General features: G+C 73.7%; 16 protein-coding genes. 7 read left to right on the top strand and 9 right to left on the bottom strand.

Annotated features, from left to right (window positions below; all coding sequences use genetic code 11):
- Window positions 1–8: 8 nt before the first annotated feature.
- Entirely contained in the window at window positions 9–728 is a 720-nt protein-coding gene (locus tag PP1_RS22090; RefSeq protein ID WP_010243931.1) for a DNA alkylation repair protein, read from the bottom strand.
- 133 nt (window positions 729–861) lie between these two features.
- Here PP1_RS22090 and PP1_RS22085 point away from each other — a divergent pair, with 133 nt between their 5' ends.
- The gene (locus tag PP1_RS22085; RefSeq protein ID WP_010243933.1) at window positions 862–2,646 is read left to right on the top strand and encodes a phosphatidylglycerol lysyltransferase domain-containing protein; all 1,785 of its coding nucleotides are present in this window, start codon (window positions 862–864) and stop codon (window positions 2,644–2,646) included.
- Between the two features lie 13 nt (window positions 2,647–2,659).
- On the opposite strand, the gene PP1_RS22080 is transcribed toward PP1_RS22085, so the two are convergent.
- Window positions 2,660–3,958 (bottom strand): hypothetical protein, encoded by a 1,299-nt coding sequence (locus PP1_RS22080; protein WP_075314670.1) that lies wholly within the window; start codon window positions 3,956–3,958, stop codon window positions 2,660–2,662.
- A 124-nt stretch (window positions 3,959–4,082) separates the two neighbouring features.
- Between PP1_RS22080 and PP1_RS22075 the strand changes: the two genes are divergently transcribed.
- A complete protein-coding gene (locus tag PP1_RS22075; protein ID WP_010243543.1) occupies window positions 4,083–6,128 on the top strand; it encodes an NAD(+) synthase in 2,046 nt (681 codons plus the stop codon).
- Window positions 6,129–6,160: 32 nt separating this feature from the next.
- Here the strand turns inward: PP1_RS22075 and PP1_RS22070 are convergent, their stop codons facing one another.
- Window positions 6,161–7,426 (bottom strand): HNH endonuclease, encoded by a 1,266-nt coding sequence (locus PP1_RS22070; RefSeq protein ID WP_075314671.1) that lies wholly within the window; start codon window positions 7,424–7,426, stop codon window positions 6,161–6,163.
- Between the two features lie 550 nt (window positions 7,427–7,976).
- Between PP1_RS22070 and PP1_RS22065 the strand changes: the two genes are divergently transcribed.
- The gene (locus tag PP1_RS22065; RefSeq protein WP_139323957.1) at window positions 7,977–8,222 is read left to right on the top strand and encodes a hypothetical protein; all 246 of its coding nucleotides are present in this window, start codon (window positions 7,977–7,979) and stop codon (window positions 8,220–8,222) included.
- Between the two features lie 45 nt (window positions 8,223–8,267).
- On the opposite strand, the gene PP1_RS22060 is transcribed toward PP1_RS22065, so the two are convergent.
- Complete coding sequence (locus PP1_RS22060) at window positions 8,268–9,614, bottom strand: MFS transporter (protein ID WP_010228959.1); 1,347 nt, start codon at window positions 9,612–9,614, stop codon at window positions 8,268–8,270.
- Between the two features lie 302 nt (window positions 9,615–9,916).
- Here PP1_RS22060 and PP1_RS22055 point away from each other — a divergent pair, with 302 nt between their 5' ends.
- Window positions 9,917–10,708: a hypothetical protein gene (locus PP1_RS22055; RefSeq protein WP_139316870.1), complete on the top strand. Its 792-nt coding sequence runs from the start codon at window positions 9,917–9,919 to the stop codon at window positions 10,706–10,708.
- A 36-nt stretch (window positions 10,709–10,744) separates the two neighbouring features.
- On the opposite strand, the gene PP1_RS22050 is transcribed toward PP1_RS22055, so the two are convergent.
- Window positions 10,745–12,868: a PhoX family protein gene (locus PP1_RS22050; protein ID WP_075314672.1), complete on the bottom strand. Its 2,124-nt coding sequence runs from the start codon at window positions 12,866–12,868 to the stop codon at window positions 10,745–10,747.
- Window positions 12,869–13,132: 264 nt separating this feature from the next.
- Here PP1_RS22050 and PP1_RS22045 point away from each other — a divergent pair, with 264 nt between their 5' ends.
- Window positions 13,133–14,506 (top strand): cation:dicarboxylate symporter family transporter, encoded by a 1,374-nt coding sequence (locus PP1_RS22045; RefSeq protein ID WP_050802354.1) that lies wholly within the window; start codon window positions 13,133–13,135, stop codon window positions 14,504–14,506.
- A 50-nt stretch (window positions 14,507–14,556) separates the two neighbouring features.
- Window positions 14,557–15,390 carry a bifunctional allantoicase/(S)-ureidoglycine aminohydrolase gene (locus PP1_RS22040; protein ID WP_029239505.1) on the top strand — a complete coding sequence of 278 codons (834 nt, stop codon included), beginning with the start codon at window positions 14,557–14,559 and terminating at the stop codon, window positions 15,388–15,390.
- A gap of 91 nt (window positions 15,391–15,481) precedes the next feature.
- Here the strand turns inward: PP1_RS22040 and PP1_RS22035 are convergent, their stop codons facing one another.
- Window positions 15,482–16,219: a LuxR C-terminal-related transcriptional regulator gene (locus PP1_RS22035; protein WP_010229523.1), complete on the bottom strand. Its 738-nt coding sequence runs from the start codon at window positions 16,217–16,219 to the stop codon at window positions 15,482–15,484.
- A 251-nt stretch (window positions 16,220–16,470) separates the two neighbouring features.
- Between PP1_RS22035 and PP1_RS22030 the strand changes: the two genes are divergently transcribed.
- Entirely contained in the window at window positions 16,471–17,970 is a 1,500-nt protein-coding gene (locus tag PP1_RS22030; protein ID WP_010229524.1) for a helix-turn-helix domain-containing protein, read from the top strand.
- 13 nt (window positions 17,971–17,983) lie between these two features.
- Here the strand turns inward: PP1_RS22030 and PP1_RS22025 are convergent, their stop codons facing one another.
- Genes PP1_RS22025 through PP1_RS22015 form a run of 3 tightly spaced genes read right to left on the bottom strand, consistent with a single transcriptional unit; the run spans window position 17,984 to window position 23,633 of the window.
- The gene (locus tag PP1_RS22025) at window positions 17,984–21,805 is read right to left on the bottom strand and encodes an ABC transporter ATP-binding protein (protein WP_010229526.1); all 3,822 of its coding nucleotides are present in this window, start codon (window positions 21,803–21,805) and stop codon (window positions 17,984–17,986) included.
- A gap of 56 nt (window positions 21,806–21,861) precedes the next feature.
- Entirely contained in the window at window positions 21,862–22,713 is an 852-nt protein-coding gene (locus PP1_RS22020) for an ABC transporter permease (RefSeq protein WP_010229528.1), read from the bottom strand.
- Window positions 22,710–23,633 carry an ATP-binding cassette domain-containing protein gene (locus PP1_RS22015; protein WP_029239507.1) on the bottom strand — a complete coding sequence of 308 codons (924 nt, stop codon included), beginning with the start codon at window positions 23,631–23,633 and terminating at the stop codon, window positions 22,710–22,712. The genes PP1_RS22020 and PP1_RS22015 overlap by 4 nt, the downstream gene beginning before the upstream one ends.
- Window positions 23,634–23,827 lie beyond the last annotated feature (194 nt).

The following is a 23,827-nucleotide window of genomic DNA, read 5'->3' as shown; positions in this document are numbered from 1 at the left end:
GCTGCGCGTCACCGCAGCGCCATCAGCTCCCGCCGCGTCGCCGGGTCCAGCTTCTCGACCGCGTAACGGAACGTGTCCCGCCGCAGACGCGACCGCCGGGCCCGCAGGTAGTCCACGACGTCGTCGGGGTGCGTCTGCGCGGCCACCTTCAGCAACCAGCCGACCCCCTTCTGCACGTAGCCGTCCGGGTCGTCGAGCAGCGCGTCGACGCGGTCGAGCACGTCCGTGAGCGGCAGGGGCTGCGCGCTCCGCGGACCGGCGAGCTTCACGACCGCGACGCACGACGCCCGACGGGCCCAGGGCCCGGACGAGCCGGTCCAGGCGGCCGTGTCCGCGACGAGCTCGGGACGTCCCAGCAGGTAGGGGTGCAGGAGCTTCAGGCAGAGGTCGTCGCACTGCGCCCAGTTCCCGACCGGGCCCTCCAGCCAGCCGCGGCTCCGGTCGAGGAACGACGCGTCGAGCTCCCGCCGGGCGGCCCGGTGCAGCAGCGCGAACGCCAGGAGCACCTCCTCGTGGTACTCGGCGCCGTCCAGCAGGGCCTCTGCCCGGTCGATCAGCTCGGCCGACGATCCGGGGTGGGCGCGGACGTCGGCGTACGCCAGTGCGCGGACCTCGCCGTTGCCCACGCCGAGCGCCCGCACGCCGCCCGGGAAGTAGCGCTGCATCCCGGCCACGGCGTCAGGGGCGGCCCGCGCACGCAGGGCGGCCCGCAGTTCGTCGACCGGCACCCCACGATGATGCCCGCCCACCGGCGACCGGGTGGCGCCCGGCCACCGGGACCGGTCTAGGTTGGCGGCGCCCACCGGCGACTTCCGGGACGTCCCGGAACGCGCCATCGGGCCCGGGGGACGGGAGGATCGCGTGTCGGGGGCCGAGTTCGACGGGGACCGCCACGATGCCGGGCGCGTCGCCCCTCCACGCCCCGATGCGGACGCGCGGCGGCGACGGCTGTCGGAGGCCGCCGTCGTCCGGGCGGTGGTGTGGGCGGCCCGGATCGTCGGGCTGCTCACCGTCGTCTCCGCGGTGCTCCCCGCTCCGCGCCGCCTGCTGGGCGGCGAGCTGCGCAGCACCCTCGGTCTGCCTGCGGGCGTCGGCCTGGCCGCGCTCGTCGTGACGACGGTGGCGGGCGCCGGCCTGTTGTTCCTCGCCACCGGCCTGCGGCGGCGCAAGCAGCGCGCGTGGTGGGTCGCGACCGGGGTCACGACCGTCCTCGTCGTGGTCAACGTCGTGCACGTCCTGGACCAGCGGCGCGGCCTCGCCCCGGCCGTGCTGGTGGGAGCGTTGCTGGTGGCGTTGCTCGCGACCCGGCGACACTTCGTCGCGCGGCAGGATCCGGGCGGGCCGGGGCGCGCGGTGCGGTCCTTCGTCCAGTTCGGGCTGTCCGGGTTCCTCGTCGTCTGGGTGCTGCTCGCCGTCAATCCCCGACGGCTGCTCGACGACCCGTCGGTCGCCGCGCAGGCCGCGCACGCCGGTCTCTCCCTGATCGGTGTCACCGGCCCGGTGGCGTTCGTGCCCGGCGCGGCCTGGCTGGACGATCTCACCGCCGCAGCCGGGCTGACCTTCGGGGTCGTCGCCGTCGTCACCGCGGGGTACCACCTGCTGCGCTCACCGGAGCCGCGGCCGTCGCTGGAACCGGGCGACGAGCAGCAGTTGCGCTCCCTGCTCGGCCGGCCCGGCGGGGACTCGCTCGGCTACTTCGCGCTGCGCCGGGACAAGGCGGCGGTGTTCTCCCACGGTGGCAGCTCCGCGGTCTCCTACCGCGTGCTGGCCGGGGTCGCGCTCGCCTCCGGCGACCCGGTCGGCGACGTCGGCGCCTGGCCCGGCGCCATCGAGGAGTTCCTCGGGCAGTGCACGCGTTACGGCTGGTCGCCCGCCGTGCTGGGCTGCTCCGAACGCGGTGCGACGGCGTGGGCGAAGGCCGGGCTGGACGCGCTGGAGCTGGGCGACGAGGCCGTCCTCGACACGGCGACCTTCACCCTGGACGGACGCCCGATGCGCGGGGTCCGGCAGACGGTCGCCCGGATGCAGCGGAGCGGGCACACGGTCACCGTCGCGCGGCTCTCCGAGCACACCCCCGACGAGCTCGCCGCGATCGCCGAGCGGGCGCACCGCTGGCGCGGCGACGACCACGAGCGCGGGTTCTCGATGGCGTCGTCGCGGGTCGCGGACCCCGCCGACCCGGACGCCGTGGTCGTCACCGCACTCCGCGACGGCGAGCCGACCGGCATGCTGCAGCTGGTCCCCTGGGGTCCCGACGGCCTCTCGCTCGACCTGATGGTCCGCGCGGCCGGCGCGGACAACGGCATCAACGAGCTGATGATCGCCGAGCTCCTGGCGGCGGCGCCGGGGCTCGGCGTGACGCGGGTGTCGCTGAACTTCGCCGTGTTCCGCTCCGCGCTCGAACGGGGCGAGCGGATCGGCGCCGGACCGGTGGCGCGGACCTGGGCGCGGCTGCTGCGGATCGCGTCGCGGTGGTGGCAGATCGACTCGCTCTACCGGTTCAACGCCAAGTTCCGGCCTGCCTGGTACCCGCGCTACGTGCTGTTCCCGGCCGTCCGGGACCTGCCGCGGATCCTGTTCGTCGTGCTGGAGGCGGAGGGGTTCGGCGGACGACCACCGGCGGTGCAGCGGCTGCTGCGCCGGTGACCGTCGTGTCCGGTCAGGGCAGCGGATCGATCCGGATCCGGTAGGAGACGTCGACCCGGTCCCTGCCCTGCTGGATCGCGCGGTTCACGAACGACAGCTCGAACCCCCGCCGCGCGCCCGCCGCGAGCCGGAACGGGACCCGGCCCGACTCGGTCCCGTCGACGACCAGTACCGCGGTCCCCCTCGCCTCGAACCCACCGCTGTTGACCAGCTCGAACGGCGTCGGACACTGCGGGGTGAAGCAGTCGGGGAGCTGCCGGGTCACCGGGTCGACGGCGCCGGGTGCGTACAACAGGGAGTCGTAGGACCGGGCGTCGGAGACCCGGTCCGGGCCCCGTCCCACCGCGCCGACCGCACCGGGTGCCGGCCGTGCCGCGCGGATCCCGGTCGGGTCGGGCGACCCGGCCGGCACCACGGAGAGCAGCCGCGGCTCCGGGCCACCGGACAGCACGATCTCCCGCCCCGGCCAGGACACGACCCGTCCGGGCGCACCGTCGATCTCCCGTTCCCCCGGTTCGGCGTACGCGGGCGGCGCCCCGCCCGCACCGGTCAGGTCGCCGGCCAGCCCGGTCACCGATGGCGGCACGGCCGGGGCCAGCCACGCCGTCACCGCGGCAGGCGGGGTCACCCAGTAGCCGGACAGCCGGGACGCCTTGACCGCCCCGTCCTTCTCGGGCCGCCACCAGTCCGACGCACCCTTCAGCACCTCGGTGCCCGAGACCCGGGCGTACTCCGCACGGCCGCCACCGGGCCGGGTGAGGGTGCCGTACACGTCCCCGCTGCCGTCGCTGGTGAGCTCGACGTCGACGGGTCCGGTGCCGGGCTGGGTCAGCCGGGCGCGGTAGGTGACACCGTCCCAGCCGCGGACGTCCGCTGCCGCCTCCGCGACCGCGTCCGGGGTACTCGGTGGCCACTGCAGCCAGGCGACGGTCGCCGCGGTGGCGAGGAGCAGGGCGACGAGGACGATCACGAGAGCGCGCACCCGGCGGCGACGCGGTGCGGGGCCGGCCGACGGCCCGTCGGTGTCCGGCCCGGGCGGCAGCCCACCGGTGTCGGGCTGTCCGTCGGCCGCGCCGGCCGGCACCGTCCGGCCGGTCGCGGAGGCACCGCCCGTGCCCGCCTGCTCCCACCAGGGGAGCGCCGCCGCCCGCTCCGGGGGGACCGTCGACTGGGACGGTGTGACCGTCGGCGGAGCGGACTCCCCGACGGGCCCGCGGGACGGGGCCGACCCCTCCGCGGTCCCGTCCCGCCGCGCGTCGGGGGCGTCCCCGTCCCCCGCGTGGCCCTCGTCGTCCGGCCGTGTGCGTTCCACCGGTGGCTCCCTCTCCCCGGCGGCCGGTCGCCTCCGTGCCGGGAGTGTGCGGGGAGGGCCCCGGGAGCCCTCCCGGGAAGGAACCATCCGGCGGACCGCCGGACCGACCGGCCACAATGATCGGGTGGACTTCCGCTCCGTCTACCGCCACCGGTTCCTGCGGGCCGCCGCGGCGACCCTGCACACGACGATGGCCGAGCCCGCCGCGAACGCGGCCGCCGTCCTCGACGCCGCCCGCTCCTGCCACGACGACGGCGTGGGCCTGGTCGTGTTCCCGGAGCTCACGCTGTCCGGCTACTCGATCGAGGACGTCCTGCTGCAGGACACGTTGCTCGAGGCGGTCGAGCGGGAGCTGGTGACGCTGGCCGCCGCGACCGCGGAGCTGCTGCCGGTCCTCGTCGTCGGGGCTCCGTTGCGGCACCGGCACCGCGTCTACAACACCGCCGTCGTGATCCACCGCGGGCGGATCCTGGGCGTCGCGCCGAAGTCGTACCTGCCGACCTACCGGGAGTTCTACGAGCGTCGCCAGCTCGCCGCGGGTGACGACGTGCGCGACGCGATGATCACGGTCGGCGGCACGGCGTACCCGTTCGGCACCGATCTGCTGTTCCGTGCCGAGGACCTGCCGGGCTTCGTGCTGCACGCCGAGATCTGCGAGGACTTCTGGGTCCCGGTGCCGCCCTCGGCGGAGGCAGCCCTGGCCGGGGCGACGGTGCTGGCGAACCTGTCGGGGTCGCCGATCACCGTCGGCCGCGCCGAGCAGCGACGGCTGCTGTGCCGGTCGGCGTCGTCGCGCTGCCTGGCCGGCTACGTCTACGCCGCCGCCGGTGAGGGCGAGTCCACGACGGACGTGTCGTGGGACGGCCAGACGCTGGTCTACGAGAACGGCGAGCTGCTCGCCGAGTCGGAGCGGTTCCCCGACGGCCCGCGCCGCGCGGTCGCCGACCTGGACCTCGACCTGATCGCCGCCGAGCGACGGCGGCAGGGCACCTTCGACGACAACCGCCGCACCCACGCCGACCGCACCGACGCCTTCCGGACGGTCACCTTCCGGCTCGACCCGCCCGGGCACGACATCGGGCTGCGCCGCACCGTGGAACGCTTCCCGTTCGTCCCCGCCGACGCCGAGCGGCTCGAACAGGACTGCTACGAGGCCTACTCGATCCAGGTCTCCGGGCTGGAGCAGCGGCTGCGCGCGATCGGCCAGCCGAAGGTCGTCATCGGGGTGTCCGGGGGGCTCGACTCCACGCACGCCCTGATCGTCGCGGCGCGGGCGATGGACCGCCTCGGCCGGCCGCGCAGCGACATCCTGGCCTTCACGATGCCCGGCTTCGCCACCTCCGACCACACCCGCGGCAACGCCGTCGCGCTGTCCGAGGCGCTGGGCGTCACCTTCGAGACCCTCGACATCACCGGTACCGCGCGCACGATGCTGACCGAGATCGGGCATCCGTTCGGCCGCGGCGAACCCGTGTACGACGTGACGTTCGAGAACGTCCAGGCCGGTCTGCGCACCGACTACCTGTTCCGGCTCGCGAACCAGCGCGGCGGGATCGTGCTGGGCACCGGTGACCTCTCCGAGCTGGCGCTGGGTTGGTCCACCTACGGGGTCGGCGACCAGATGTCGCACTACAACGTCAACGGCGGCGTGCCGAAGACGCTCATGCAGCACCTGATCCGCTGGGTGATCTCCTCGCGGCAGTTCGACGACGGCGTCTCCGCCGTGCTGCGGTCGGTACTCGACACCGAGATCACCCCGGAGCTGGTCCCGTCGGACGGGACGCAGGAGGTCCAGTCCAGCCAGGCCACGGTCGGTCCGTACGCGCTGCAGGACTTCACGCTCTGGTACACGCTGCGGTACGGCTTCCGGCCGTCGAAGATCGCCTTCCTCGCCGGGCACGCCTGGTCCGACCCGACGGCCGGGGAGTGGCCGCCCGGCTTCCCGGACGACGAGCGCCCCGCCTACGACGCCGCCGAGATCCGGTGCTGGCTGCAGGTCTTCGCGAAGCGGTTCTTCGCGTTCGCCCAGTTCAAGCGGTCCGCCCTGCCCAACGGGCCGAAGGTCTCCGCGGGGGGTGCGCTGTCGCCACGCGGGGACTGGCGGGCGCCGTCGGACATGTCGGCCGCCCTGTGGCTGGCGGAGATCGAACGCGAGGTCCCGGACGCCTGAGGGCGCCCGATGACCGGCCGGGCCACGGTCGGTCATCCGGGCGCCCGGTAGGTGTGCCCGGTCGGGGTCGTGGTCCGCACGCCACCGTCGGGGCCGCGGGCGACGCGCCACCCGGCCTGCTCCCGGACGTGGTTGTGGAACTCGCACACACACCAGCCGTTGTCGAGCTCGGTCGCTCCCCCGTCGGCATCGCGGTGGATGTGATCGATGTGCCGCACCGGGGCATCGCAGTAGGGCTCGGTGCACCGGTTCCCCGCCCGCGCCCGCACCAGACGAGCGAGGAGACCGGTGAAGGTGCGCTGCCGCGAGTCTCCGCCGATCACGACTCCGTCGCAGGTGATCAGACGACGCAGGGTCTTCCTCCCCTCGCCCGTGGCCAGGAGCTCGACCGGGACGGGACCGTGACCGGGGATCTCCGCCGGCAACGGCGAGTCCGGGTCCAGCAGCGCCTCGACCGGCACCACGACCTGGACCTCGACACCCACATCGGTCGCCACCGCCTGGCCGGTGAGACGTTCGACCAGGGTGTCGACCATGACCTGACCACGGGTACGGGTCAACGGTGCCGGGTCCACCGACACCTCGGTGAACGCCTTGTTCAGAGCGGCCAGACACGCCACACCCTGCTCCACCGGCAGATACGCGGTCAGGAAGGTCATCGCATCCGGCGCCGGACGCAGCGTCACGCGCCGTTCCGCCCGTGCGGACTCCACGCGGGCGAGGAACTTCCCCGGCGCGACCTCGGCGGCGAAGCGGCGTGCGAGATCCCGCAACCGGCCCAGACCGAGCCTGGTCAGATCGTGCGCAGCCAGACGAACATCCACCGCGGCACGCTCAGCACGGTCCAGACCCGAACACGCGGCCACCACCACCGCCACCTTCGCCGAGCTCAACTCACCGGCCCCGAACAACCCACGCACATGATCGAGACCATCGTGCAGATCCCGGGCCGTGCTCACCCGACGCCGCGCCTCGGCCGGCGACACCCGGCAGGCCAACCCGACCTGCGCCACCACCCCACGCAGCAACCGATCCGGATCGACCTGCCCGGCCGCGATGCCGTTCTCCACATGGAGCCGGGCAAACGCCCGCACCCGAGTCGCCTGCAACGCTGCTAGGGAGTGCTGCACCGACTCCAGCTGCTGGATCTGATCGATCAACTCCGCCTCGGACACACCGGACAGGTCGTCCTGCGCGGCCTGCTCCACCGCCAGCTGCACCAGCGCCAGATCGACCTGCGGGAACCCCGGATCCCCGACCGGGAGGCCGGTGCGTGGAGGTTCCTGGACCGCGGTCATGAGCCAGACAGTATCCGAACATGTGTTCGATCCGCTAGTAAACGTTCGCGATAGCAAACCCCTGACCAGCGAACGCGTCGGCGACGGTCTGCGGAGAACCCGCGAGGGCGCACTCCCCGACCGGTGAGCACCAGGCCCGGCCCGGCCTGGCGCGGGACACCGATCGCCCGCCCGCCGGAGTGATCGATCGGCTACGCCCGGCGCACGGGAAGGGTGTGTCGTCGCGCCACTGCCACCGGCCGCCGATCACCGGTACGGCTCACCGAGCGATGTCCGGCGGTTCGTGATGCGTCCGACGGTCACGGCCGTCGGGAGCCGGTCCGGCACACCTCCGTCCACCCGGCCGAGCGACAGCCACACACCTTCCCGTGCGCAGCGGGAACCCGACCTCCACAGTGGATTTCCCGAGGCCCGGGAGGCCCCCGAACTCCGGCTCGGACGGTCCGTACGGAGCCCGCGCCCCTGGGCCGCGCGGGTGATCCACGACTACTACTGTCCCCGGCAATCGACCTGGAGGTGAGTCTTGGCACTCGCGAACATCCTGTCCGAGATGCCCGATCTGCTCGAGCGGACCCTGTCGGAGCACACCCCCGACGACCAGGGTTACTGCCGGGAGTGCCGGGACGCGAGCGGAATCAGCGCGACCTGGCCGTGCGTCACCCGCGAGCTCGCCGAGCAGGCCCGTTCGATGAACGGCACCGACGACGCCCCGGCAGCCGGGACCGTCGCGGGGCGCCGCCGGGCCCGGGAGTTCAACGCCGCCGGCCTGGCCGACGGCCGGCACCGCTCCCCCTGATCACCCCGGCGGCCGGGCGGCGTGGCACCCGGCCGCCGCCGGTCGTCAGGACAGCTGCGCCGGCGCCCCCGGCCGGTGCGTCTCGCGGATGAGGACGATCGCCACCAGCGAGATCACCGCGACGACGACCATGTAGACCGCCACCGGCGTCGACGACCCGTAGCCCTGCTGCAGCGCGGTGGCGATCAGCGGGGCGAACCCGCCGCCGAGGACCGCGCCGACGGCGTAGGAGAACGACGCGCCGCTGTAGCGGTAGCGGGCCTCGAACATCTCGGCGAACAGCGCCGACTGCGGGCCGTAGGACAGGCCGAGACCGGCCGTCAGCACGACCACCGCCAGGACCATCGCCGCGAACGAGGTCGTGTCCAGCAGCAGGAAGAACGGCACCGGCCAGACCACCAGCATCACCGAGCCGACGAGGTAGGCCCGCTTGCGGCCCACCCGGTCCGACCAGATCGCTCCGGCCACGATGCTGACCAGCCAGCTCAGCGAGCCGATGATCACGACGACGATCATGGTGTTGCGCGGGACCTCGAGCACCTGGGTCCCGTAGGACAGCAGGTACGCCAGGAAGATGTAGCCGATCGCGTTGTTGGCGATGAAGCTGACCGAGGCCAGGACCAGCTCCCGCGGACGCTGCGCGAACACCTCCAGGATCGGCGCGCGGCTGCGGGACCGGTTCTCGCGCAGCATCGCGAACACCGGGCTCTCCTCGACCCGCAGGCGGATCACCAGCCCGACGACGACGAGCAGGATCGAGAGCAGGAACGGGATCCGCCAGCCCCACGCCGCGAACTGCTCGGGCGTGGTCACGTTCGACACGACGAGGAACACCAGCTGGGCCAGGATCAGCCCGGCCGGGACACCGATCTGCGGGAACGAGCCGTAGCGGCCGCGCCGGCCGGGCGGGGCGTGCTCGACCGACATCAGCGCGGCGCCGCCCCACTCACCGCCCGCGGAGAGTCCCTGCAGCAGGCGCAGCACGACCAGCAGCACCGGCGCGGCCACGCCGATCTGCGCGTAGGTGGGCAGCAGGCCGACGCCGACGGTCGCGAACCCCATCAGCAGCAGCGACGCCACCAGCATCCTCTTGCGCCCCAGCCGGTCCCCGAAGTGGCCCCAGACGATGCCGCCCACGGGCCGGGCGACCAGCCCGACGCCGAGGGTCGCGAAGGCGGCCAGCGTGCCCGAGGCCGCCGACATCGTCGAGAAGAACTGGCTGTTGAACACCAGGGCGGCGGCCGTGGCGTAGATGAAGAAGTCGTACCACTCGATCGTCGTGCCGATCGCGCTCGTCGCGGCGACCCGGCGCACCTGCGACGGCGACGATCCGGTCGTGTCGGCGACGGTGCGCGGGCCGGCCTCCTGGCCGGCGGCGTGCTGGTCGGACATGCGGGCGCTCCCCCCTCGCCGGCACCGCGGTGTGCCGGTCCGCGGATACTGTGCACCGAACGTCCGGTCGGGTAAAGACGGTTCCGGACATTCGTCGCGCATCGACGGCGGTCGCACCTCCCGTGCCGCTCGCCGCACGGCCGGGTTCGGTCGTCGTCCCGGTGAATCCCCCGGACCGGACATTCCGGCACGCTTCGCTACCGTCCGGTGAGGACACGCGATCCGGTCCCCCGACGGGCAGGGATTCCCCCGATCCCACACTCCCCCGCAGCCCGCCCGGACGCGTGCCGGAGGAGAACGTCGTGCCCCGACACCGCCACCGGCGGGAACAGGCCGCGATCCGTCCCGGGTTGCGCCACGTCGCCACCGCGGCCGCCGTCACGAGTGGCGCGCTCGTCGTCGTCACGCCGATGGCCGGGCTCGGCCCGGGCCCGGCCGAGGCGGAGCTGCGGCTCGCCGCCGACAGCACCGGAGCCCTCGACGACGCCCTCGACGGCGGCAGCCGGAGCGCGGACCTCCTCGACGGGACGGCCGAGCCGGTGGCGGCCGCGGCGGCCGTCGACACACCGCGTACCGAGCCCGTCCTCGGCGCGGAGATCGTGCGTGACGCGGGCCTGCTCGACGCGACCGCCGACGCCGGCCGGGCCGCGGCCGACGAGGCCGAACGCATCGCCCGGGAGGTCGCCGACCGGGCCCGGCTCGGCGGCACCGGGTCCTGCGACGTCGACACCGACGACCTCGGCTCGGTGAAGAGCTGGGTCTCCGACGCCGCGGAGTTCCTCGCCTGCGCCTACGACGAGCCGGAGCTGATCGGCGTCGCCCAGCGCGCCAACGCCTCCGACCACCCCACCGGGCACGCGCTGGATCTCATGGTCCGCGGCGAGAAGGGCGACCGCATCGCCGACTGCGCCCTGGCCAACGCCGACGAGCTCGGCGTGAAGTACGTGATCTGGGAGCAGGCGATGAACGACGGCTCCGGGTGGACCGAGATGTCGGACCGCGGCGACGACACCGCGAACCACTACGACCACGTGCACATCTCGTTCGAGAAGAGCGCGGGTTCCGGCGACCCGGACCTCGGCCGCTGCGCCTGACGGTGGGCGGGGCGGACCCCGCCCACCGCGGCGTCCTCAGAGCCCGATCTTGGCGGGCCGCCCGTCCTGCAGGTGCCGGATCGCGGCGACCGCCGGCCGCGGCTGGGCGGGGCCACCGTCCGGCCAGTGCGACGCCGGGGCCTCCGGCGAGGCGTCGTCGACGTCGCCCGGGTGCTGCACCGAGACCAGCACGAACGTCTCGGTGACGACCGGGCCGCAGCACTCGGAGCCCACCGGGACGCTGGCGAACAGCCGCGTCGACCCGCGCTGCGGACCCTCGAGCACGACGCCGTACAGCCCGTCGTTGATCTCCAGCGCCTGTGTGGAGTCGGTGGAGACCCACAGGTTGCCGTAGGGGTCGAACGCGACGTTGTCCGGCGAGGTGATCGGGCTGACCTGGGACTTGTCGAAACCGCCGAAGTACGTCGACGGGTCGTCCGGGTTGCCGCAGACCAGCAGGATGTTCCAGCCGAACTTCGTCGCGGCGGGGTCGTCGCCGGACTCGGTCAGCTCGATGACGTGGCCGTGCTGGTTGTCGACGCGGGGGTTCGGCTCGTCCGCGCCGGCCTCGCCCGCCTTGCCGCGGTCGGAGTTGTTGGTGCAGGCGATGTAGACCTTGCCCGTCCTCGGGTTCGGCTCGACGTCCTCGGGACGGTCCATCTTGGTCGCGCCGACCTTGTCCGCGGCGAGCCGGGTGAAGACGAAGACGTCCGCGACGCTCATCCCGGCCACGTAGGACTTCGTCGTGGAGGCGAGCGGCTTCCACTCGCCGCCGCCGTCGAACTGCCCGTCGCGGGGCAGCGCGCCGTTCCCGGTGATCTCCGCGGCCGGGCTGTTGCCGGTGAAGACGGCGACGTACAGCGTGCCCGACGCCAGCAGCGTCGCGTTGTGCTCGCGCGCGGCCCGGCTGTCGCCCTTGCGCATCTTCTTGTCCGACACGAACTTGTAGACGTAGTCGAAGCGCTCGTCGTCGCCCATGTAGACGACGGGGCGGCCGTCGTCGGTGAGGGCGACGGTGGCGCCCTCGTGCTTGAACCGGCCCAGCGCGGTGTGCTTGACCGGCTTCGACGACGGGTCGTGCGGGTCGATCTCGACGATGTAACCGAAGCGGTTCGCCTCGTTCGGCTCCTTCGCCAGGTCCCAGCGCGGGTCGACGCGCTCCCACTTCCGCTCGGAGCCGCCCTCCTCCAGGCCGTAGCGCTCCAGCCGCGGATCGGTGACCGGACCGGAGGCGAAGTAGCCGTCGAAGTTCTCCTCGCCGGACAGGAACGTGCCCCACGGGGTCGTCCCGCCCGCGCAGTTGCCGATCATGCCGAGCACGGCGCGGCCGGTCGGGTCGGCCTTCGTCCGCAGGACCTCGGCCCCGGCCGCCGGACCGTCGAGCACCATCTCGGTCTCGGCGGTGATGCGCCGGTTGAGCTTCCCCGCGCGGTCGTAGTGCATCTCCCCGGTCTTCAGGTCCCGGGTGACCTCGACGATCCCGCCGCCGTGCGCGGCGATGCCGATCCGGATCTGCTCCTCGGTGGGCGCGTCCTCGTCGTACCCGCGGAACATCAGCGGCTCGAGCGTGTACTCGTGGTTGGAGAACATGACGTAGCGCTTCCCGGCGCCGTCGATCGGCAGGATCCCGCAGAAGTCGTTGTTGTAGCCGAACTGGCGGGCCTGTGCCGCTGCGGTCTGGTTCTCGAAGTCGAACTCCGGGGCGTCGGGGAACATCGGGTCGCCCCAGCGGATGACCACGTTGCTCGCGTAGTCCTTCGGCACCCGGATGGTGTCGTCGAGGTTCGGCGGGACGGTCTCGTAGCGCAGCCCGCGCGGCGGCTCGGCCTGCGCCGCGGCCGGGGCGGCCGCCGCGCCGAGGGGGTGCGCCGGGGTGGGGGCGGGGGTACCGGCCGAGGCGGTGCCGGCCAGCGCGGCGCCGGTGCCGGCGGTCAGGCCGAGGACCGCACCCGCACGGAGCATGCCGCGGCGGTCGAGCACGGTCTGCAGGACATCACCGAAGTACCCGTTCGACGACGTGTTCGGCTCCGGCTTCGAGCACGCGTCGCCGCACTTGTACCGGCAGGTCAAGCCCTGGCGGCCGGGCCGGAGCCGGTCGATGACGGGGAGCGTGCGGCGGGCGCCGGCCTCGGGGGCGTCGCCGGGGCAGCAGTCGGCCACGGTCGTTCTCCTGGGGGTCGTGGTGGGAGGGCGTCGGCGGACGACGTCACGGTGGGTGTCGTCCGGTTCCTCCGCATCACAGCAGTCCCGTCCTCCGTACGGGTGAGGAGAAGGTGGCCGCCGGGTGAACGACCTCCGGGCAGGCGAGTGGGCTCGGCCACGTGCGGCGCCCCGTCCGCCCTTGACACGGCGAGAGCCAGCCCGTTCCATGAACCCGAATTGCGAAATGGCAATTCCACCATGCGGAACTCAAGGGAGAGTTGCATGACCTCACCTCGCCGGCGCCGGTTCCCCTCACTGTTCGTCCAGGTGTTGATCGGGATCGCCCTGGGGATCGCCACCGGTCTCGCCTTCCCCGGGTTCGGCAGCCTCCTGGCACCGCTCGGCGAGGGCTTCATCAAGCTGATCAAGATGGTCGTGGCGCCACTGATCTTCCTGGTCATCGTGACCGGGATCGCCAAGGTCGGGAGCATGAGGGCGCTCGGCTCGATCGGCGTGAAGGCTCTCGGCTGGTTCACCGTCGCCACGCTGTCCGCGCTGACGCTGGGCCTCGTCGTAGGCAACCTCGTCCAGCCGGGTGCCGGCATGAACATCGATCCGGCCACCCTCGACGCGAGCTCACTGGAGTCGCAGACCCAGGGCGAGCACCTGCCCGGTGGGGTCGAGTTCGTGCTCGGCATCATCCCGACCAGCGTCTTCAGCGCGTTCGCCGACAACAACCTGCTCCAGGTCCTCCTGTTCGCGCTCCTCTTCGGGGTCGCACTCGCAGCGGTCAGCAGCAGCGCGCCCCCGGTGCTGATGGACGTCATCGACCAGACCCTGCACGTGATCTTCAAGATCGTCGGCTACGTGATGTACCTGGCACCCCTCGGTGCGTTCGGCGCGATGGCGGCCACGGTCGCCGACTACGGCGCGGGCTCGCTCACGTCGTTCGGCATGCTGGTCCTCGCGGCCTACGGCTCGGCCGTCGTCTTCATCGTGCTGCTGTCGACCGTGGTCTGGCTGATCACCGGGGTGAACGCGTGGAAGTTCCTCCGCTACTGCAAGGACGAGTTCATGCTGGCGCTCGGCACCGGCTCCTCCGAGGCAGTGATGCCGAGGATCATCTCCAAGCTCACCGGCGCCGGGTGCGATCGCGCGGTGGTCGGGCTCGTCGTCCCCACGGGGTACTCGTTCAACCTCGACGGCGCGGCGATCTACCTGTCGCTCGCGATGATCTTCCTGTCCCAGGCGGTGGGCGCCGACCTGACGCTCGGTCAGCAGATCGTCGTCCTCGGGATCCTGATGCTCAGCTCGAAGGGCATGGCCGGTGTCCCCGGCTCCGCCTTCGTCGCGCTGTCGGCGACGGCGGCCGCGGTCGGCGCGTTCCCGGTCGCGGCGGTCGCGCTGCTGCTGGGCGCGGACCGCCTCATGGACTCGATGCGGGTGTTCACCAACCTGCTCGGCAACTGCCTCGCGACCTTCGTCGTCGCGCGGTGGGAGGGGATGCTGGACCGCGACCGGATGCGCGCGGTGCTCGACGGCCGGGCACCGGTCGACGACGAGCACGAGGACGGCGCGCCGGAGCCCGCCGGGGCCTCGGACACCGGCCCGCCGCGCGTGCCCGCCCCACAGCCCGCCGACGAGGTGCGACGGTGACCTCCGGCGTCCCCGCGCGACCCCCGTCCCCGACCGAGGCAGGAGCCTTCGTGACCGAGCAGAGCTACTACCGTCCGACCGGCGGGCTGCCGCCGCAGACCCAGCTGCTGACCGACCGGGCGATGTTCCGCGAGGCCTACGCGGTCGTCCCGCGGGGGACGAACTCGGACATCGTCACCAGCTCGCTCCCGTTCTGGACCGGGACGCGGCTCTGGGTGCTGGCGCGCCCGCTGTCCGGGTTCGCCGAGACGTTCTCCCAGTACATGATGGACGTCGCCCCGCACGGCGGCTCCGACCGCCCGGACGACGACCCGGCGGCGGAGTCGGTCCTGTTCGTGACCGCGGGGACGCTGACGCTGCGGATCGGCGACCGCGCGTACGAGCTGGGCGCCGGCGGGTACGCCTACCTCCCGCCCGGCGGGAACTGGACCGCCTGGAACCACGACGGTGCGGAGCACGCGCACTTCCACTGGATCCGGAAGCGGTACCAGTACGTCGACGGGATCGAGCCGCCCGAGGCCTTCGTGACCAGCGACGCCGAGGTCGAGCCGGTGCCGATGCCCGACACCGGCGGGGCCTGGAGCACGACCCGCTTCGCCGATCCGGCGGACCTGCGCCACGACATGCACGTCAACATCGTGACCTTCGAGCCGGGCGGCTGCATCCCGTTCGCGGAGACCCACGTGATGGAGCACGGGCTCTACGTCCTCGAGGGGAAGGCCGTGTACCGGCTGAACGAGGACTGGGTCGAGGTGCAGGAGGGCGACTTCCTGTGGCTGCGGGCCTTCTGCCCGCAGGCCTGCTACGCGGGCGGCCCGGGGCGCTTCCGGTACCTGCTCTACAAGGACGTCAACCGGCACATGCCGCTCGGCCCGGTCCGCTGAGGACCTCACCGCGCGGGACGCGGGTGCGCGGGCCGGGGCGGGAATCCTCCACGCGCCCCGGCCCGGCTGGTCCTCGTCCGGCGCCGGTCCCTCAGACGATGCCCTGGCGGGCGGCGGTGTAGACGATCTCGGTGCGGCGCCGGACCTCGAGCTTGTCGCGCAGGTTCCGGACGTGGAACTTCACGGTGGCCTCGGAGATCCGCAGCCGGCCGCCGATCTCGCGGTTGCTCAGCCCGACGGCCAGCAGCCGCAGCACCTGGTTCTCCCGGTCGGTCAGCAGCGAGGTCTTGCACAGGTCCGCGCCGGCGGCCGGTGCCGCGGGGGCCGGCTCGCGCAGCACCTGCAGCGGACCGGCACTGGTGGTGCCCGGGTCGAAGACGCCCTCACCGCGCAGCACCGAGCGCAGCGCGCGGACGATCTCCGGGGTGTCGGCGCCCTTGCGCAGGTAGCCGTGCACACCCAGGCGCACGGTCCGCATCATCGACTCGCGGTCCCGGCACCCGGTCAGCACCAGGATCCGCACCCCGCGACAGCGCTCGAGCAGGGCGCGCACGAGGTCGAGGCCCGGACGCTCGTCCCGGCCGAACTCGATGTCGACGATGATCGCGTCCGGGCGGGTCCGCTCGGCGGCCATCAGCGCGTCACGCGGGGAGGCGGCCTCCCCGGCCGGTGCGAGATCCGGCTCGGCGGTGAGCAGGGCCCGCAGGCCGTGCCGGACCACCGGCTCCGAGTCGACGACCAGTACGCGCGCCGCCCGGCGGATCGTGTCGGCACCCTCGCCCCCGCGGACCGGCAGATCGGTGGCCTCTCGAACGGCTTCGAGCGTCATCGCTGTCCTCCGGGTGCGTCGTCGCGGACCGCCTCCGTGGCGGTCGCGGGCAACCGTAGGGAGGGTTACGTTGCCCGCACGTTGCGCACGGAGGGCGGCCCGGGGCCGTCGCCGGGCGATGGGGCAACCGGCGATCAGCAGGTATGCTCGCGATCCCGGTCCGAGAACCGTGGGTGGCGGACCCGCAACGCTGCGGGAGACCGTGCATGACGAGGACGCCCTGCGCGTCCCCGGCCGGAACGGGAGGCGAGATGCTCGATGCGGACAACGGCGCGTCGCCCGAGGAGCTCGTCGCGGACGCGAACCGGCTGCGCCGCATCTACGACGACGGCCTCGGCACCGGTGGCGCGACCGGCAGCCCTCGACCGGTCGTGTCGGACTCCTGGCAGCGCAGCCTCGCCGCCCGCGTCGATCCGGAGAGCAGGCTGCCACCGCTCGTGTACCGCGCCGACGAGCTGCGCGACGTCCGGGAGCATCATCCGCTGCACTCGGTGATGCCGTTGCTGCGCACCACGCTGGTGAGCATCGCCGACGAGGCGATGCACCTCATGCTGGTGACCGACGCCGACGGCCACGTGCTGTGGCGGGACGGTGCGCACGGGCTGCTGCACTCCGCCGACGACGTCGGGCTCTGCGAGGGCACCCGCTGGACCGAGGACGCGATCGGCACCAACGCGATGGGCACGGCGCTCGCCCTCGACGAGCCGGTCCGCATCCACTCCGCCGAGCACCTCGTCCGGACCTACCACGACTGGACGTGCGTGGCCGCGCCCGTGCACGACCCCGACACCGGCGACACCATCGGCGCCGTCGACATCTCCGGGCCCCTGCACACGGTGCACCCGGCCCTGGTCCAGCTCGTCACCGCGACCGCCCAGCTCGCCGAGAACCAGCTGCGCGTGCGGCTGGCGATCGCCGACGAGCGGCTCCGGGTCAAGAACATGCCGCACCTCGCCGCGCTGCGGGGCGCCGAGGGCGCGCTGCTGTCGGCGTCCGGCCGGGTGATCGCGAGCGAGCCCTACGGCCGGTTCCCGGAACGGGTGCGGTTGCAGGAGGGCGTCGACCGGGTCCGGCTCGGCGACGGCCGGGAGATGGCCGTCGAGGCGCTGCCGGAGGGATACCTCCTGGTGACACCGTCGCGGCGGCGGGGCCGGGTCGTCGCCCGGACCGAGGAGGTCCCGCAGCTGGCGCTGCGGTTCACCGGGGGCTCCGGGCCGCGCATCACCCTGGACGGCACGGAGAGCGCGGCGACGCTGCGCCCGGCCGAGATCCTCACCGCGCTGGCACTGCACCCGGACGGGCTGTCCGGCGAGCAGCTCACCCTGATGCTCTACGGCGAGGACGGCAACCCGACGACGGTCCGCGGGGAGATCCACCGCCTGCGTGCCTCGCTGGGAGCGGACCTGCTGCTCACCCGCCCGTACCGGCTCGCGGCCGAACCGGACGCCGACTTCCTGCGGCTGCGCGTCGCACTGCGGGAGGGCCGCGCGTCCGACGCGCTCGCCACCTGCCACGGCGAGCTGCTGCCCCGCTCCGACGCCCCGGCCGTCCGCGAGCTGCGGGACGAGCTCGTCGCCGGGCTGCGGCACGCGGTGCTCGCCGCCGACGACACCGAGCTGCTGCACCGCTTCACCGGGCACCCGCTCGGCGCCGACGATCTCGAGGCGCACGAGCGGCTCCTGGAGCTGCTCGTGCGCGACGACCCGCGCCGCGCCGCCGTCGCCGCCCGGCTCGAACGGCTGCTCGACTGAGGACCGTCCCTGCTCAGGGCTGCGTGGCGAGCGGGCTGTCCGGCTCCGGCTCCAGTTCGCCGGCACGCCACAGCGCGGCGTAGCGGCCGCCGGCACGCACCAGCTCGTCGTGCGGTCCCTCCTCGACGATCCGCCCGCCCGCGAGCACGACGATCCGGTCCGAGCGGCGGGCCGTCTGCAGCCGGTGCGCGACGACGAACGCCGTGCGCCGCTGTGAGACCCGCTCCCCCGCCGCGAGCACCGATGCCTCGGTCGCCGGGTCCAGCGCCGCGGTCGCCTCGTCGAAGATCAGCACGTCGGGTTCGACGAGTTCGGCGCGGGCCAGCGCGACGAGCTGCCGCTGCCCGGCCGACAGACCCTGTCCACGCTCCCCGACCGGCGTCCGGAACCCCGACGGCAGCGATCGCACGAGATCGAGCGCGCCCACCGCGCGGGCCGCGGCCTCGATCCGCTCGGGCGACGCGTCGGGCCGGCCGTAGGCGATGTTGGACGCGACGTCGCCGGTGAACAGGTGCGCCTCCTGCGGCACCACCCCGAGCCGTGACCGGTACCCGGCGAGCGGGTAGCGGCGGACGTCGACGCCGTCGACCCGGACCTGTCCCTCGCCGGTGTCGTAGAACCGGGCGAGCAGCTTGATCAGCGTCGACTTCCCGGCACCGGTCGCCCCGACGAGCGCGACGGTCTCGCCCCCCGCGACGCGCAGGGACACGTCGTCGAGCGCCGGGGTGTCGACACCGGGATAGCGGAACGTCACGTGGTCGAGCTCCACGTCGCCGCGCAGCCGGTCCGGCACCGGGGCCGGGTCCTCCGGCCGGTCCGGTACCGAGGTGGGGGTGCGCAGCAGGTCGGAGATCCGGTTCAGGCCGACCCGGGCCTGCTGGTAGCCGTCGAACACCTGGGAGAGCTGCTGCACCGGCCCGAAGAACAGCGTCAGGTACAGCAGGAATGCGGTGAGGATCCCCGCGGTGATCTCCCCCGAGACGATCATCATGCCGCCGACGCCGAGCACCACCGCGCCCGCGACGTCGGACAGGAACGCGACGAACGGGAAGTAGAGGGCGATGTAGCGCTGCGCGCGCAGCCGGGAGCGGCGGTACGCGTCCGAGCGCTCGCCGAACCGGTCGTAGCTCAGCTCCTCGCGGACGTAGGCCTGCGCGATGCGCACGCCGCTGACGTTCTCCTGCAGGTCGGCGTTGACGACGCTGACCCGTTCCCGCGCCTCGGCGTAGGCCCGCGAGGAGAACCGGCGGAACACGACCGTGCCGAGGACGAGCAGCGGCAGCAGCCAGCCCAGGGCGATGAGGGCGAGCTCGGCGTCGGTCGCGACGAGTGCCACCGCGACGCCGCCGATCGTCAGCACGCTGACCACCGCCTGCGCCAGCCCGGTCTGCAGGAACGTCGACAGCGCGTCCACGTCGGTCGTCATCCGCGTCATGATCCGGCCGGACAGCTCGCGCTCGTAGTAGTCGAGCCCGAGCCGCTGCAGGTGCGCGTAGCTGCGCAGCCGCAGCAGGTAGAGCAGGCTCTCGCCGGCCCGCGCGGTGACCAGTGTCTGGAACCCCACGACGACGGCGTCGGCCAGCACGATCAGCAGCCCGGCCAGGGCGGCGATCAGCAGCACCCGGCCCGAGGTCCCCACGATCCCGGAGTCGACCGCGACCCGGGCGATGCTCGGCAGCGCCAGGGTGGCCAGCGCGTCGGCGGCCATCAGCGCGACGCCCAGCACCAGCAGCCGGCGGACCGGGCGGAGCAGCGACGAGAGCCGGAACTCCGGATCCGGTGCCGTCGGGTCCCCCTCACCCCGCAGCCGCGGTGACTCGTCCGCCGGTGGCAGCTTCGCGACGGCGTCGAGCAGTTCCGGGGTGGCACTGATCCCGCCGGCCCAGCCCGCGGCCCCGCCGCCGGCCTCCCGGCCGAGTGCGCGGTCCGGGTCCTCGGGGTGGTCCACGTCGGGCCAGAGGTCCGGGGTGGCACCCCCGGTCGGTGCCGTCGCGCCGTTACCGGACACCACGCCGTTCCCGGGGGCGAGGGCCGGGACCTCCGCCTGCCCGGAGCCCCCGAGCTCGTCGGCGGGTCCGGTCGCCAGCAGCTCCCGGAACAGCGCACAGCGGCCGCGCAGCTCGTCCTCGGTGCCGAGGTCGACCACGCGGCCGCGGTCGAGCACCGCGATCCGGTCGGCCAGGGCGAGCGTCGAGCGCCGGTGGGCGACCAGCAGCGTCGTCCGGTCGGCCGTCAGGTCGTGCAGCGTCGCGTGGATCGCCGCCTCGGTGGCGGTGTCGACCGCGGACGTCGCGTCGTCGAGCAGCAGCACCCGGGGACGGGTGAGCATGGCCCGGGCCAGCGCGATCCGCTGACGCTGCCCGCCGGACAGCGTCAGCCCGCGCTCGCCGATCTCGGTGTCGTACCCGTCGGGGAGCTCCTCGACGAACCCCGCCACCTGGGCCGCCTCCGCGGCGGCCCGGATCTCGTCGTCGCTCGCGTCGGGCCGGCCGTAGGCGATGTTGTTCCGGATCGAGTCGGAGAAGAGGAAGGCCTCCTCGAACACCACACCCAGCTCGGCGCGCAGGTCGTGCAGGCGCAGCTCGCGCAGGTCGGTCCCGCCGATCCGCAGGCTCCCCGCCTGCGGGTCGTAGAACCGGGGCAGCAGCAGGGCGACCGTCGACTTGCCCGATCCCGGCGGCCCGACCAGCGCCAGCGTCTCCCCCGGTTCGACGCGCAGCGACAGGTCGTCGAGCACCGGGTCGGGAGCGGCGTCCCCGTCGGGCCCGGACCCGGCGGGCTCGTAGCCGAACCGGACCCGGTCGAGCTCGACGGTCAGCGGGCCCGCGGGCAGCTCGCGCGGGCGGTCCGGGTCCACGATCCCCGGCTCGGCGTCGACGATCTCGTAGACCCGCTCCGCGGCGGCCCGGGTGAGCTGGCCGGTGACGACCAGCGCGCCGATCAGCCGCGCCGGGCCGACGAGCATCCCGACGTAGGTCGTGAAGGCCAGGAACGTGCCGAGGTCGATCGACCCCTGCGCGGCCATCCAGCCGCCGACGCCGATCACCGCCACCTGCCCGAGGCCGGGCAGCGCGAGCAGGGCCGGGTTCAGCCGCGCGGTGAGGCCGGCCGCACGCAGCCGCTCACCGTAGAGCCGGTGGGCGCGCCCCTCCAGCGCCGTGATCTCGCGCGACTCCTGCCCGAAGCCCTTGACCACCCGGACCCCGGTGACGGTCTCCTCGACCTGCTGGGCGATCTCGGCCGCCCGCTGCTGGGCGGACCACGTGGCGGGGAAGAGCGTGCGGCGGATCCGGTTGGTCGCCAGGAACGCCAGCGGCAGCATCACCAGCGCGATGACCGTCAGCAGCGGCGACAGCCACAACATCGCCGACACCGCGACGACGACGAGCACGACGGTGCCCGCCGACAGCGGCACCATCGACAGGAAGCCCTGCACGAGCTGCAGGTCGGAGATCGACCGGGACGCGACCTGCCCGGTGCGCAGCCGGTCCTGGCGGACCCCGTCCATCCGCTGGACCGCGGCGAACACGGCGCGCCGCAGGTCGTGCTGGACGTCGAGCGCCATCCGCCCGCCGAGGTAGCGCCGGACGAAGGCACCGCCGAACTTCAGCACGCCGAGCACGAGCAGGCCCGCCACGACGGGCGTGAGCACACCCGGGTCCCCGCCGACCACACCGTTCACGCCCTCGCGGATCAGCAGCGGGCCGACGGCCTCCAGCCCGACCCCCGCCATGGACGCGACCAGCGCGCCGACGGTGACGCGACGGTGCTTCAGGCAGGCTCCGGCCAGACGGCGGATCCAGCCCGGGCGGGAGGGAGCGGTGGATCGGGACACGGGATCAGGCTATGCCCGCCCCCCGACAGTCCCGCGCCCGGCGAGGCGGGTGCCCCTCAGGTGATGTCGCGACGTCCGCCGACGACGACCGCCAGCGCCACCCCGGCGACCGCCCAGGCGGCCAGGACGAGCAGTGCGACCCAGCCCGGCGGCGGGGCGCTCACCCCGGCGAGGAACTCCAGCACCGTCCGCGCGTCCGTCCCGGCCGCCGAGACCGGCGCCTCGTACAGCGCGAGATCGCCGGCGTTGCCCGGGAGGAACGGGGTGATGCGGGCGAACACCGACGGGTCCCCGGACGGCGAGCCCCCGGCCTGCAGGGCCGCGGACACCACGTTCTCGCCGATCAGCAGGTAGCCCACGGTCAGCGACACCGCGCCGGGCTGGTTCGGCACCAGCGTCCCGACGGCGACACCGAGCACGCCCCACAGCGCACAGACCAGCACGCCGACCGCGCCCAGGCCGGCCAGCTGGCCCCAGGTCGGCAGCTGCTGCCCGCCCAGCACGGCGCCGCCGAGCAGCGGCCCGAGCACCGCGACCACGAGCCCGTACGCCGCGGCGACGACGGCGGCCACCACGACCTTCCCGCCGAGCACCTGTATCCGTGACCCGGTGAGGAACGCGAGCGTGATCGTCCGGTGCCGGTACTCGCCCGCGGCGAGCAGCGCCCCGAACGCCGCGCCGATGATCGCGGTCATGCTCAGCGCCGAGGCCAGCCCGGTGAGCATGAGGATCGCCGAGGTGTCGGTCGCGGCCGGGACGAGCAGCGTGATCAGGCTGCCGAACAGGCTCATCGCGAGCGCCAGCAGCACCACCGGGATCAGCAGCAGCCACCACAGTCTCGTCGACAGTGTGCGCCGGACCTCGCCGGAGAGCACCGCGGTCCAGCGGTGCGGAGCGCCGAGCTTCATGCCGCCTCCCCACCCGAGAGCAGGCGCAGGAACATCTGCTCCAGACCCACCCGCTCCTCGGTCATGCCGTACACGGCGACGCCGGCGGTGAGCGCCAGGTCGCCGACCCGGACCGCGTCGGTCCCGCCGACGGCCAGCCAGCCGTCGTCGATCTTGTCGACCTCGGTCAGTCCCTCCGCGACCAGCGTCTCCGCCAGCCTCGCGGGGTCCGCCGCCCGCACGAGCACCCGGGCGCCGTGGCCGGCCCGCAGCTCGGAGACGGCCCCGTCGAACCGGCAGCGGCCGCGGTCGATGACGACCAGCCGCTGCGCCATCAGCTCCATCTCGGCGAGCTGGTGCGACGACACGATCACGCTGCGCCCGGACGCCGCGAAGGCGTTCACGAACGAGCGCAGCCAGGCGATGCCGTCCGGGTCGAGGCCGTTGCCGGGCTCGTCCAGGACGAGTATCCGGGGATCACCGAGCAGCGCCACGGCCAGCGCGAGCCGCTGGTTCATGCCGAGCGAGAAGTCCCCGGCCGGACGGTCGGCGGCAGCGGCCAGGCCGACCAGCCCGAGCACCTCGTCGACCCGGGAGTCGGCGACACCGATCGCGGCCGCGGCCGCCCGCAGGTGGGCCCGCGCGGTGCGCTTGGGGTGCACCCCCTGCACCTCGAGGACCGCGCCGACGACCTTCCCCGGCGACTCCAGCTCGGCGAACGGCACGTCGTCGATCAGTGCCCGGCCGGACGTCGGGACGACCAGTCCGAGGATCATCCGCAGCGTCGTCGTCTTGCCCGACCCGTTCGGGCCGAGGAACCCGGTCACCGAGCCCGGCTCGACGGTGAACGACAGGTCGCGCACCGCCTCGACCGGCCCGAACCGCTTGCCCAGCCCCTCGACGGTGATCCGCCCGGGCTCGGCGGGTGCAGTCTCCTGCACGTGGGCCTCCCGCATGGTCGCGTGGCTGTGCCCGGGCGTTCCCGGGTGCCGCGTGCCCGGCCATCCTGACCCAGTACCGGATCCACCCGGGAACCGGGGCCGTGAGCGGGACGCATACGGCCGACCGGCCCTGGCGGGAGCGCGACGAAACGGACAGGATGACCCGCGTCACATGCTCAGAGCCGAGCCGTCCG

The organism is Pseudonocardia sp. P1 (assembly GCF_000178675.2).
In the GTDB taxonomy this organism is placed as follows: domain Bacteria; phylum Actinomycetota; class Actinomycetes; order Mycobacteriales; family Pseudonocardiaceae; genus Pseudonocardia.
Note: the sequence above shows the minus strand (reverse complement) of the source record. Positions and strands in the feature narration are given on the sequence as shown.

Bases quoted from the DNA above. Each gene is read 5' to 3' on its own strand.
- PP1_RS22070 (WP_075314671.1), bottom strand. From the start codon at position 7,426: ATGACCGCGGTCCAGGAACCTCCACGCACCGGCCTCCCGGTCGGGGAT.
- PP1_RS22065 (WP_139323957.1), top strand. From the start codon at position 7,977: ATGCCCGATCTGCTCGAGCGGACCCTGTCGGAGCACACCCCCGACGAC.
- PP1_RS22060 (WP_010228959.1), bottom strand. From the start codon at position 9,614: ATGTCCGACCAGCACGCCGCCGGCCAGGAGGCCGGCCCGCGCACCGTC.
- PP1_RS22045 (WP_050802354.1), top strand. From the start codon at position 13,133: ATGACCTCACCTCGCCGGCGCCGGTTCCCCTCACTGTTCGTCCAGGTG.
- PP1_RS22035 (WP_010229523.1), bottom strand. From the start codon at position 16,219: ATGACGCTCGAAGCCGTTCGAGAGGCCACCGATCTGCCGGTCCGCGGG.
- PP1_RS22030 (WP_010229524.1), top strand. From the start codon at position 16,471: ATGCTCGATGCGGACAACGGCGCGTCGCCCGAGGAGCTCGTCGCGGAC.
- PP1_RS22020 (WP_010229528.1), bottom strand. From the start codon at position 22,713: ATGAAGCTCGGCGCTCCGCACCGCTGGACCGCGGTGCTCTCCGGCGAG.